This is a genomic window from Sphingomonas sp. LY54, from assembly GCF_035594035.1.
Lineage (GTDB): Bacteria > Pseudomonadota > Alphaproteobacteria > Sphingomonadales > Sphingomonadaceae > Allosphingosinicella.
On sequence record NZ_CP141588.1, the window covers coordinates 2,310,211 to 2,322,875 of the forward strand.

The window sequence follows — 12,665 nt, forward strand, 5'->3', positions numbered from 1 at the left end:
TACTCTCCCTGCGTCAAGCCACCGGCGGAAATCACATGTCCACGGTCAGACTCATCTGAAACCGGCGAGGTTGGTTGTAGTAGAATCCTTCGCCGATATTGCTGAAGCCGTAGACATTGTTCAGCGTCCCGACCTGCGCCCGGAAAGTCGCGGGCTTGTCCACTATGTCGAAGCGGTAGCGGACACCCGGCGAAATGACGTAGCGGGCCGGGATGACGAAGCTGTTGTCGGCATTGGCGACGGTCTTGGACCGGCTTTCATAGCTGATGTCCAGTGACAGGCCATCGACCCAGGGCAGGTTCCAGTTGAGCGCGCCGGTCACGACGCGGCCGATCGAACCGACGGGCTTCTTCCCGATCAGCCCCAGCTCCACTTCGTCTCCGCTCACTTCGGCATCGAGGAAGACCGCTCCGAGCACGATGCTGAGCCGCGGCGTGATCTGCCCGGCAAGCGACAGCTCGATGCCGCGGTTGCGCACTTGGCCGAGCTCGCGAAACACCTTGCCGGGATCGAGCGCGAAATAGGGCTTGCGCACGTCGAAGACGCCGGCGACCAGGCGCAAGGCATCGGTGAGGTTAAGGCGGAACCCGGCGTCCATCTGCTCGGTGATGATGGCTGGCGGCGCCTCGCCATTGTTGACGGCGACTTCCGGCGCGACCGGGCTTTCCTCAAGCCCCTTGCTGTAGCCGAGGTAGAAGACGAGGTCGTCGCTGGCGATGACGGACAGGGCGCCGTTCAGCAGCCAGGGGCTTGCCTTCGACACCGGCAGCGGACCGGACGGCCGCACCACCTCCTTTTCGTAGAAGGTGCGCTGGATGCCGAGGGTGAGCTCGCCGACACCCCGCCAACGGCCCTCATAGCCGATCCCGCCGGTGAGCTGGCGGACCTGGTCCGTGGTTTGCGGGCCAAGCACCAGCTCGGGCTCGGGCGCGGCAATCGGCTCGTCGATGCGGCCGGGGCCGAAGTCGAAACGCTGTGTGCCGCCATAACGCCGGTCCCGGATGCGGCCGCGGGTCATCAAGTGGACGAGGTGGAGGCGGTCGCCTTCGATCCACTGTCGCGTGAGGCGCAGCTCGCCGGAGGTGGAGGCGAACCGGCGCGCCTGATCGGCGATGACCTGGCGGTCGGCCTGGCCGTCCGGGGTCGCGTCGAGGAAGACCGGAGTGAAGTTGCGATAGTCATGCGCGATCGAGCGGAAGGCGCCGCCGCGCAATGTCCAGTCGCCGAAGCCGAACGTGCCGAGCAGACCGTAATTGACGTCCTCGCCTTCGTTCTGCGCCCATTGCGGACCGAAATAGCGCCGCCGCGGAATCTCCGGCGGCAGATAGTCGCCGCCCGTGAAAATGATCGGCTGCGCCTGGCCGTCGCTTTCGTCCTGCAGGCTCCAGAAGGGGATGATCTCGACATTGTCCGCCGGGCGCCAGCGCGCGACGAGCGCGGCGGTCAGCACGCGCCAGTCGCCACCAAAATAGCTTTCCTGGTCGTTCGCCCCGACGCCGGCGGCGATGCCGAGAGTGTCGGTGACGGGAAGCTGCGCATCGACCTCCACCCGCGGGCCTCCGAACGGGCCAATGCCGACGACCGTGCTGGCGACGGCTTCGGAACCGGGCAGGCGCAGCGAAAAGTCTGCAACGCCCGTGGGGGCCGGAAAGGGATAGCCCTGCGCGGTCAGGCCGACGCGGACATTGTTCCCGGAGATCAGGCGCTGATTGAGGTCCCCCTGATAATCAAAATACATGCCGTTGATGCGGACATTGCCTGCCTGGATGGGACTGAAGCCGCGCGCGCTCTGCGGAAAATAGAGGCCGACGCGCTCGTTGCCGACGCTGGTGCCGAACGCATCCTGCGCCGAGGCCACGGCATTTTCGTTCGCGCGCTGCGCCAGGGCAGGCGTCGCGGAGGCGAGGAGAATGGCGGTAAGGCTGACGGACCGTAGCATGTCTGCTCCTTCGGATTTGGTCCGTCTTTTTTGCCTCTCCCGTACGTGCGGAATAAGTGCCGGAGGTCGCACCGGGGACCCATGACCTTTGGCCTATGGCAGGGCAGCCCGCTCTGTGGCAAAAATTCCCTCATGACAGAGCATCTTAAGTATCGGCATCAATGGACCTTTTGCGTCGCGGCGCTCGGTCTGTGGATTGCCTATGGCTGGCCGGTTTCCGAGCAGTTCTGGGGCGGTGGGGAGATACGCGGCGCTTCCGTGCCGCCGCTCTGGTTCGTGCCCTTCGGCGTGATGGGGGCGGCGGTCCTTGCCGCAATGATCCTGAAGCTGCGAACGAGCCTCTATTGGGCCTTGATCTGCGTCCAGCTGGCCGCGGTCGTCGCAATGACGATCCTGGTCCCCTGGGCCGGAATGTCGTCATTCCTCGTCATCATCGCGTGGCAGGTCGGGATGTCGACGACGCCTGCCAAAGCGCTGAGCTGGGTCGCCTTCCAGAATCTGGCGATCGTGGCCACGCTCGCCCAGGCTCTCAACCCCGATTTGTGCTGGGTCCTCACCAAGTCTTCCGCGCTGCAGCTATTGTTCGTTTTCACGGCGCAGGCGCTCAGGCGGGAAGCGGAAACGGCGCGGGCGCTTGCCCAGACGAACAGGGAGCTCAGGTCCGCACAGGCCATCATCGTCAACACCGCCCGGAATGCGGAACGCCTTCGTATCTCCCGCGACCTGCATGACGCCTGGGGCCATGAGCTGACGGCGCTCGGCCTCCAGCTGGAAATCGCAAGTCACGTGTCGGAGCCCGCACGGGCGAACGATCATGTGATGAAGGCGAAAGGCCTGGCCCGTGACCTTCTCGGCAAGGTGCGCGACGTCGTGTCCGATCTTCGCGAGGCGGAACGCTGCGACCTGAAGGAAGCGCTGGAGGCGCTTCAGAACAGCGTCCCCAGGCCTGCCATCCATATCGACTTCGCGCCCGGCATACGGGTCAGCCCCGATCAGGCCCACGCTTTGGTCCGCTGCGCGCAGGAAGCGGTAACCAATGCAATCAAGCATGCCGAAGCATCCAATTTGTGGCTCGAGGTGACGCTGGATGGGCAGGGCGTGCGGCTTGTCGCTCGAAACGACGGCAACGCGCGGCCCGCCGCTTCCTCCGCGGGATCGGGACTGGTGGGGATGCGCGAGCGGATGGAGGCGCTCGGCGGTAGGCTGGCGGTGCGGCCGGGTGTCGATTCCGGCTTCACCGTCGATGCCTGGCTGCCTCTGCCTGCGCCGCAGCCATCATGATCAGGGTGGTTCTGGTCGACGACCAGACTTTGGTCCGCCAGGGTGTGCGCGGCCTGCTCGAGCTGGTGCCGGACATCGAGGTGGTGGGCGAGGCTAGCGACGGCGAGGAGGCGCTGGGACTGATCCCGGAGCTGAAGCCCGACGTGCTCCTCCTCGACATCCGCATGCCCCGGATGAACGGCATCGCCCTTCTGGAGGCGCTGAGGCAAGCCGATGCGCTGCCGCCGACCCTGGTGCTGACGACTTTCGACGACGGCGATGCCGCCATTGCCGCGATCAAGGCGGGCGCCAAAGGCCTGATGCTGAAGGATGTGTCGCTCGAAGACCTCGCGGGAGCCATCAGGGCTCTTGCCGACAACAGGACGGCCTTCCAGCCGGCCATGACCGAAAGCTTGATGGCCGCGATCCGCCGCAGCCCTTCGGATCCGTCGGACAGCTACGTCGCCGAAACGCTCACCGTTCGAGAGCGGGAGGTGCTGCACCTGATCTGCGCCGGCTACAGCAACAAGGAGATCGCCGATCTATTGGCGCTCGCGGAGGGCACCGTGAAGAACCACGTGTCCAACCTCCTCCTGAAGCTCGACGCCCGCGACAGAACCCGGGCGGCGCTCAAGGGCTTGCAACAGGGTCACTTGGGCTAGACGGGCCTTGTGATCGCTTCACCGATCCCACATTCACGCCGGTGCGGCGCTTTCGATGAGCACGGGTTTCGCGACGTGGAAGCTTTGGTAAAGCGGAACCCGAACCATCCATTTCGGGCCGCCGAATAGCTCAACGTCCGGACGAGGCCAGAAAACCGGAGATGCTGGAGACCTATGCCGAAAGTCAGATGATCGTTCAGGAATAGGTCTAATGACTGCAAACGACCTATTGCGGTCATTAGCTCTCCCCGCTTACGGTAGAACAATCAGGAGGCGAGCGGGTGTACTGGGCCTATCTTGCGGTGTTTGTTCTTGTGGGTGTGCCGCTCGATTGGGCGGTCTTTGACCGGATGCGGAATCAGGTCGACATGTTCTGGCCAATCAAGGACGGTTTTGGATATCGCGACCTTCTTTTCCCTCGCGTGTGGATTACAATTCTCTCAACCATGATTGTCGGTATCGGGGCGTTGGAAGCTCCTCCGCACACTTGGCTTATAGTTCTCGGCGGAAGCCTATTCCTGCTTTCTCATTTTTACGCCCATTATAGGATTTGGCGCTTCGGCAGACGCCGATAACCGCGCATCGCGAATGACCGCTTTCCACCCTTAGCGGACGCTCGGCTCGGAATCTGCGCCCTGGCGACGGCAATGTCGGCTAAGGATGGAAATCGGACATAACGACAGGTACGGACGAAACTTGGAATGAGCAGTCTAACTACCGATATGATTGCGCTTCGTGGGGCGAGCGTATTGGCCCTCGGTGTGCTCGCCATGGCGGCGCTCAGTGCTTACACGGCGCGGCCCTCAAGGGAGCGACCCGACTCCCTGTGGTTAACCATCCCCTTCATGCTGGCCAAGATTGCAGTCTTCCTTGGGCCAGTTGCGCTCGCACTCGTAGTAGGCCGTGCGACCAGCCAGTGGAGCGAAACTGCAAGAATGACTTTTATCGTAGCCGCCGTCCTATGCGGGTACGCAGCAAGCTCGGCTTTGGTTCAGGTTGCGCAGAACATGCTTATCGGCTCGTCGGAGCCCCAGTCCAGCCAGTGCGCTTGTGGATACAGAACAGGCCTACGATGAGGCGGAGACGGCGCAACCGCTAATGTATGCAATGGGTGGATGGCGGACATTCCGCTAGGCGCGTCTCTCGCTCAACACGCATTAATAAGGGTGCCACCAATAGACGCCTTGGCCGGCTTCTTCGAACCTCCCGACCGGCTCTGGCGGGTCCTGCGCTTTTCTGGGCACGAAATACCCCCAGCCACCATCAAAATACGCCCGCGTCGTTATGCGGACGCCATCCGGGTTGATCACCACGAACTCCGGTTCAAGGCTCGCGATTGTATGAGGCCATCGCGCTCTTGGAGGGGCCGCATTGACGGGGTAGGCCCGCATGAGCATTTGAGCCTCGGCTCTAATCGCCTTCAGCTTCACAGGATCGCGGGTAGGCCGTTCGCACCCGCTAAGGACTGCCAATGCTGTTACGGCAGCGAACACAGCAACCGAGCTTTTCCGCTGCAACATCGCTCGATGATAGGGCCATGCAGCCAGTGTCTGCAATGGGTCGTAGACGGACGTAGAGCACGTGGAAGCCGCGAAGGTCCGCTTTCCCGCCATCGCGCCCAGAAGCGGACAGTCCGCTAACGGCCAAAACCCGCCGTCGAGTCAGCCTATAGTCTCAGCGGTGCTACGAGCGCTCACGATATCCCGCTCGCCTGTTGCCCTATGCGTTACCTAACGCCGAACGAGGTAATCGAAAAATGGCGCAATACTGGCGCGCCCTACATGGCAAAAATGGGCGCTCAGATTCTTGGGAAATTCTGGTCAAGGGCGCCTTCGGATGACTGCCACGCGCCCGCACCAAGCACGCGTGTTGAGGTGAATCGGGCGTGTTCCTTCCATTCCTCGGGGTCGCGGTCGGAAATTGCCCGCGACCCCGCCGCCCCAACAAAGTGATCGAACGAGCATAGCGCTGGTTCATGGAAGCCCGCTTCGGCCGCGGATCGGGCATAGCCTCCAGCTATATTTGACGACTGTATTGGTGCCTTGGCGGGCTGTCGTCGCCGTGTGACCTTGTTCTTCTTTGCCCGTGCTTCTGCACATGCGCAGCTAATCCTGCGTCGATCCTGCGTGCGGTGAGGCATCCTGTTCGTTGATTGTAGGAGATCTGTGATGAAGCGTCGACCTTCCGGAATATCCCTGCGCGCGTCCCTCTGCGCATCCGTTGTTGGGCTGGCGCTCCCTGGCGCGGCCTGGGCGCAGGTGACGACGATCGACACTCCGACGACCGCGTCGATCACTGCAACCGCGGGTCAGACACTGATCGTCACCGAGACTGGCAGCATCACCCGTAGTGGGCGAGCCGTGCTCATCACAGGTACTCCCGAAGCTGGCACCGTGACGATCATCAATCGTGGGATGATCCAGAATACTCAACAGAGTACGAATACGGGTGTGATCGGACCCATCGGCTCGTTCGGACTCAACCTGACCAACGAGGCCGGCGCCACGATCGAGGGTCCGACCGGAGTGTTCTTCGCCACCGGCGAACTGATCAATCGCGGCACCATTGTCGCGCGATCGACCGGTACTTTCGCCAAAGCCGCAATTTCCGCTGCGGATAACGCTATCGTGCGGCTCGATGCCGGCAGCGTCACCAGCGCCACGGGCGGGGGCAGCAACTATGCCGTGAGCTTCACCGGCAGTAACAACAGCGTCTATGTGGACGCGGGCGCCAGCGTAACCGGCTCAATTCGGACAAGTGGCGACGGCGCCGGGAACCGCGCGTTTTTCACCGACACCACTGGCGTGACCAGTGCGGGCCCGCAGACGATCGGTAGTTTTTCCAGCTTCAACCAGTACAATTTTGAATCAGGTCGCTGGTTTGTGGACATTGCGTTTGGGGCGGGGCTAGGCTCCACGGTCGCCAGCGGTGCGGAGCTTACCTGGGGCAATGGCGGCAACACTGGCAGCATCGGCGGGCGGATCGTCAACGACGGCACCTTCATCATCAATCGTTCGAGCCAGGTATCTGGCTTCGCCACCGGCTCGATCGGTGGCACCGGCGTCGTCATCATCAATGCCACCAACGCCCCTCCCGCCAATGCCGGGGACCCCGCAGGCCCCCTTGGTGGCCTGACGCTGAATGCTACGGGCACGGATTACAGCGGAAACACCATTGTTCGCAGCGGCACGCTTCGCGGAGGTAGCACCAATGCGCTGTCGGCCAATTCGGAAGTCATTGTTGAGACTGCGGGCATCCTCGATGTCGTCTCGGGTTTCGACCAGGAGATCGCGGGTCTGTCCGGCGTCGGGGCGACACAGATCAACGGCGCGTTGCTGACGCTGGGCACGGCCGGCAGCAGCACGACCTACAGCGGGGCCTTCTCGGGCGACGGCTCGCTGGTCAAGGCAGGCGCCGGCACGTTCACCTATGACGGCACCGGCGCGCTCGGCGGCATGACGGTGCGGGGCGGCGGCTTCCTCCTGAACGGCAACCTCACCTCCGGCCTGACGGTGGAGAGCGGCGCGACCTTCGGCGGCGCCGGCACGCTGGCGGGCGCGGCCACGGTCAACGGCACGCTTGTAGGCACCGCCGCCTCGACCTTGACCCTGAACTCGCTGGTGCTCGGGGCGGACTCCACCGTAGCGGCGAGGCTCGGCGCGCCCAGCACGACCGCGTTGTTCGACATCACCGGCGATCTGACGCTGGACGGCACACTCCAGGTTGCCCCCACCCTTGGGTTCGGGACGGGCGTCTATCGCATCTTCAATTACGGCGGCACGCTGACCGACAACGGGCTGGACGTCACGATTGCCGGCGGCGGCGCCGGCGCGGTGCAGACGAACACCGCCAATCAGGTCAATCTGCTCGTCACCAGCTCCGGCGCGCCGCTCTCGGATATCCAGTTCTGGAACGGTGCGCAGATGACCGGAAACGGCACCATCGCCGGCGGCTCCGGCACGTGGACCGCGGACACGGCGACCACCAACTGGACCGACGCGGCCGGGAACACCTCGGAGCGGTGGGGCGGGGATTTCGCGGTATTCGCGGGCCAGGCCGGCACGGTCACCGTCAGCACGGCATCGGGCGCCATTTCGCCGACGGGGATGCAGTTCGCGACGACCGGCTATCGCATCCAGGGCGATCCGTTGACGCTGGCCGCCGCGACCAATGTTCGCGTCGGCGACGGCAGCGCCGCCGGGGCGGCGACCACCGCCACCATCGCGTCCCAACTCACCGGCGCGGGCAGCCTGACGAAGCAGGATCTGGGCACGCTCGTCCTGACCGGGGCCAACGACTACAGCGGCGGCACCAACGTCCTGGCCGGCACGCTACAGGTCGGCGATGGCGGCGCCACCGGAGTGCTGCCGGGCAACGTCAATATCGGCGCCGCGGTCGGCGGATCGACGCCGACGCTGGCGTTCAACCGCTCGGACGATGTCAGTTATGGCGGGTCGATCACCGGGCAGGGCCGGCTGGCGCAGCAGGGTTCCGGCATCACGACCCTGACCGGTGACTCCAGCGCCTTCGCAGGCGCGACGGTGGTGTCGGCCGGTGGGCTGCGGCTGGCGGGCACGCTCGGCTCCGACGTAACGGTGGAGAGCGGCGCGACCTTCGGCGGCGCCGGCACGCTGGCGGGCGCGGCCACGGTCAACGGCACGCTTGTAGGCACCGCCGCCTCGACCTTGACCCTGAACTCTCTGGTGCTCGGGGCGGGCTCCACCGTCCTGGCGAACCTCGGCGCGCCGAGCACGACCGCGCTGTTCAACATCACCGGCAATCTGATGCTGGACGGCACGCTGGAGGTTTCCCGCGGCGTTGATTTCGGGGCGGGCGTCTACCGCATCTTCACTTATGGCGGCACGCTGACCAATGACGGGCTGGACGTCGCCGCGATCGGCGACAATTTCACCGGCACGGTGCAGACGAACATCGCGAACCAGGTCAATCTGGTCGTCGCCTCACAGATTTCCGACCCGCAATTCTGGAATGGTACGCGGACGACGGCGAACGGCACCATCGCCGGCGGCTCCGGCACGTGGACCGCGGACACGGCGACCACCAACTGGACCGGTACTGCCGGAACATCGTCTGAGCGGTGGGGCGGGGGTTTCGCGGTATTCGCGGGCCAGGCCGGCACGGTCACCGTCAGCACGGCATCGGGCGCCATTTCGCCGACGGGGATGCAGTTCGCGACGACAGGCTATCGCATCCAGGGCGATCCGTTGACGCTGGCCGCCGCGACCAATGTTCGCGTCGGCGACGGCAGTGCCGCCGGGGCGGCGACCACCGCCACCATCGCGTCCCAAGTCACCGGCGCGGGCAGCCTGACGAAGCAGGATCTGGGCACGCTCGTCCTGACCGGGGCCAACGACTACAGCGGCGGCACCAACGTCCTGGCCGGCACGCTACAGGTCGGCGATGGCGGCGCCACCGGAGTGCTGCCGGGCAACGTCAATATCGGCGCCGCGGTCGGCGGATCGACGCCGACGCTGGCGTTCAACCGCTCGGACGATGTCAGTTATGGCGGGTCGATCACCGGGCAGGGCCGGCTGGAGCAGCGCGGTACGGGCGCGCTGGTCCTGACCGGCAATTCCTCGGCTTTTGGCGGCACGACCGCGGTCCAGTCGGGCCGGCTGCTCGTGTCGGGCGCGCTGGGCGGCACGACGACGCTGCGCACCGGCGGCCGCGCCCTGGGCACCGGCACCCTCGGCAATCTGGTGATCGAGAATGGCGGTGTCATCGCCCCCGGCAACAGCATCGGCACGCTGACCGTCGCCTCGGCGACCTTCGGCACCGGCTCGCTCTATGAGGTCGAAGTTGCGGCGCACGGCGCCAGCGATCTGCTGCGGGCGACCGGCATAGCGACCATCAACGGCGGCACCGTCGCGGTGCTGGCGGAAAACGGCAACTATGCGCCCTCGACCGACTATACGATCCTCCAGGCGGATGGCGGCGTGGTGCGCGGCGGCCCGTCCAACGGCTTCGCCGGAGTTACGAGCAACCTCGCCTTCCTCACCCCGGCGCTGACCTATGGCGCCAATAGGGTGACGCTCAACCTGACGCGCAACGACATCGACTTTGCAGCCATCGCCCGCACGCCCAACCAGGCCAATGTGGCGGGCGTGCTCCAGGCGCGGGGCGCGGGCGATCCGCTGTTCGATGCGGTGCTCCCGCTCAGCGCCGACGGGGCGCGCAACGGGTTCGACCTCGTCTCGGGCGAGGCGCATGCCTCGGTCCGCACCGCGATGGTCGAAGACACGCGCCGGCCGCGCGCGGCGGTGCTGCAACGGCTGGGCGCTGCGACGGCGGATGACGGGCTCGGCCTGTGGCTGACGGGCTTCCAGAACTGGGGCGACAATCGTGACCGGCCGAACGCGGCGCTGCAGGAACGCGACACCACGGGGATCGCCGGCGGGGCCGACTTCGGTCTGGCGGGCATCCTCCTCGGCGCCGCCGCCGCCTACACGAACAGCGACCTGAGAGTGCCGGCCCGGGCGAGCTCGGGGACCGTCAAGTCGCTGCACTTCATGGGCTATGCCGGCGCAGATCTCGGCGCGCTGCGGCTGCGGGCGGGCGGCGGCTATTCCGACGTCCAGGCCGAGGTCAACCGCGTCGCGACGCTGGGCGCGCTGACATCGACCCATCGTGCAGCTTATGACGGCTCGACGCTGCAGGCGTTCGGCGAAATCGCGACGCGGCTGCCGCTGGGCGGCGGAGCGATCGAGCCGTTCTTGGGCGGCGCCTTGGTGCGCGCGCAGACGTACGGCTTCCGGGAAGAAGGGGCGGGTCCGCTGGGCCTGTCGAGCGGCCGAGTGCGCGAGATCTTCAAGACGTCGACGCTTGGCGTGCGGGGCGAGACCTCGACCACCAGCCCGCTGTCGATCCGCGCCAGCGCGGCGTGGCAGCATGGCTTCGACCGGATCGCGCCCGTCTCGCATCTCGCCCTTAGCGGCAGCGCGACTCGATTCCAGGTCTCCGGCGCGGCGCTGGCGCGCGATGCCGGGCTGATGGACGCGGAGGTGCGGCTGCGGCTGTCGGAGACGATGCGGCTCGGCCTGGGCTATTCGGGCGTCCTCAGCCGAAACGCCCAGGACCATTCCGCCAACGTCTCGTTCGGCCTGACGTTCTGATCCCACGACCGGTCGGCGCTGCCCCAGGGGCGCGCCGGCCGGACGCTCATCGATATCGACAGGCATGAACGGCCGGGGCACGTCATCGCCCTGCGGACGCTTCGCGGCGGATCGCCTTCGATCCGACGCAAATGTCACGTCGTCGATCCAAATCCGCTCCGGCACGATCCGCATGATCGCGGCCGACCAACCGCCCTGGTGCCGCAGCGGCCTTTCGGGCGCACCTGCAAGGCCCGGCCGCAGCACGGCCTTGTCGATCGACGTATGAGAGCCGCTGCCCGTGACCGATCCGGGCAGCCTTGGACCCCCGCCGCGCCTTCGTCCATCACCGCCTCGATCAGCGAGACCTTGGCGCGGCCGTGATGTCGAGTCCGTAGAAGGAGCTCAGGAACTGAGCCATTATGGTCGCAGTTGCTTCGCTGAAGCGCTTGCGGTTCTCCGCTGTGTCGCGAACACCAGGTCGCTGCGCCTCGATCTGCAATCCGCAGATCGGGCCGGCCGATTGGCCGCCCAGCGCGGTCGCGCCGGAGCCACAACCGTGGCGGACCGTGTTGTAGCCGCCATTGAAATAGGGGGCGCCCGCGACGCGCGGCTCCCTCGCGCTGGGGAGGGAGCGGGAACCCTGCTGGTCGTACAACGTGCCGATCGACTGCGGACCACGGACGATCGAGGCGAACGGAACGGTCGAACTCTCGCGATTGTGGCGAAGCTGGACCGCCGCATCGCGGTTGTATCCGAATTCAGCGCCGCGTCGCTCTGGTCGAGCTCGGACGAAGTCAGGAGATAGCCCAACTCAAGGCGCTCCTCCGCATGCCCGTGGCCATGGAGGTCGATCAACCAGCCCTTGCCATGGTCGAGGACCACGTGCGCCTTCGCCTGATCGATGAACCGGTGCCAGTCGGTGAAGGCGATCTCCGCATCGCGCCCGCCGCAGGCGCCTTCATCCATCGGCCGGTTCACGTCGAACTTGAAGCGCGCCAAGCGATTTATGACGACGTGCGGGTAACGGCCGTGGCGCTCGAAGAAGGTCTGCCCCATCTGGCGAGCAAGCTCCGCGGTGGCGGCGCCGTTGACCAGAGCGGTCAGCTTCCCACCATGTGCGCAATGGGTGGAAGACAACAGGCCGGCACGATCGTCCGCTTTTCCGCCGTCGCGCCGAGAAGCAGACAGTCCGCTTCCGGCCAAAAGCGGTCATAGCGTCACGTCGTCTTGTCAGGTACAACAGCATGATCCGTGAGCCGAACGCGAGTTCTACAAAGGTCAAATCCTGCTCCCGCAACCAACAATACAGAACTCCCTCGGAGCCCACCGGCTCCGGGGGAGATTTCGTTTGCGGCGAAGACCATAAGCAGCGCCAACGGTGCCACAACCTCGCCTCGAGACCGTTAAAGTCGCTCAGTCGGGCTGGGGGCGAGCGTTGAGGCGGTCGCTGTCGAAGTCCCGTGCGCTTGGCATGTCAGATAGAGACCGTGCGCGGATGCGCGCCGAGACGCGGCTGATCACGGCCTCGCCCGGGCCGGTGAGCACGTCCCGTCTTCTTCTGACCAGGCTCGCTTTTCTCTGCCGAAGATGGATTTGCCTGCGGGGAAGTTTGATCTCGTCGAATACGACGTCTCCTTGACCCAAAGGATCGGGCATCCGTTCCGTTGTTCCGCACGAGCAGCCGGTTAG

General features: G+C 65.5%; 7 protein-coding genes. 5 read left to right on the plus strand and 2 right to left on the minus strand.

Annotation, left to right across the window (positions count from 1 at the left end):
- Positions 1 to 31: 31 nt before the first annotated feature.
- Entirely contained in the window at positions 32 to 1,939 is a 1,908-nt protein-coding gene (locus SH591_RS11595) for a TonB-dependent receptor (RefSeq protein ID WP_324749243.1), read from the minus strand.
- Positions 1,940 to 2,071: 132 nt separating this feature from the next.
- On the opposite strand from SH591_RS11595, the gene SH591_RS11600 reads away from it, so the two are divergent.
- From SH591_RS11600 to SH591_RS11615, 4 genes are all read left to right on the plus strand, one after another.
- Positions 2,072 to 3,220 (plus strand): sensor histidine kinase, encoded by a 1,149-nt coding sequence (locus SH591_RS11600; protein ID WP_324749244.1) that lies wholly within the window; start codon positions 2,072 to 2,074, stop codon positions 3,218 to 3,220.
- 5 nt (positions 3,221 to 3,225) lie between these two features.
- On the plus strand, positions 3,226 to 3,861 hold the full coding sequence (locus SH591_RS11605) for a response regulator transcription factor (RefSeq protein WP_324749245.1): 636 nt from the start codon (positions 3,226 to 3,228) through the stop codon (positions 3,859 to 3,861).
- A 281-nt stretch (positions 3,862 to 4,142) separates the two neighbouring features.
- Positions 4,143 to 4,436: a hypothetical protein gene (locus SH591_RS11610; RefSeq protein WP_324749246.1), complete on the plus strand. Its 294-nt coding sequence runs from the start codon at positions 4,143 to 4,145 to the stop codon at positions 4,434 to 4,436.
- Between the two features lie 1,593 nt (positions 4,437 to 6,029).
- Positions 6,030 to 10,994: an autotransporter domain-containing protein gene (locus SH591_RS11615; RefSeq protein ID WP_324749247.1), complete on the plus strand. Its 4,965-nt coding sequence runs from the start codon at positions 6,030 to 6,032 to the stop codon at positions 10,992 to 10,994.
- A 337-nt stretch (positions 10,995 to 11,331) separates the two neighbouring features.
- Here the strand turns inward: SH591_RS11615 and SH591_RS11620 are convergent, their stop codons facing one another.
- Positions 11,332 to 11,631, minus strand: coding sequence for a hypothetical protein (locus SH591_RS11620; RefSeq protein ID WP_324749248.1), 300 nt, complete (start codon positions 11,629 to 11,631; stop codon positions 11,332 to 11,334).
- A 173-nt stretch (positions 11,632 to 11,804) separates the two neighbouring features.
- On the opposite strand from SH591_RS11620, the gene SH591_RS11625 reads away from it, so the two are divergent.
- Entirely contained in the window at positions 11,805 to 12,191 is a 387-nt protein-coding gene (locus tag SH591_RS11625; protein ID WP_324749249.1) for a hypothetical protein, read from the plus strand.
- Positions 12,192 to 12,665: the final 474 nt, after the last annotated feature.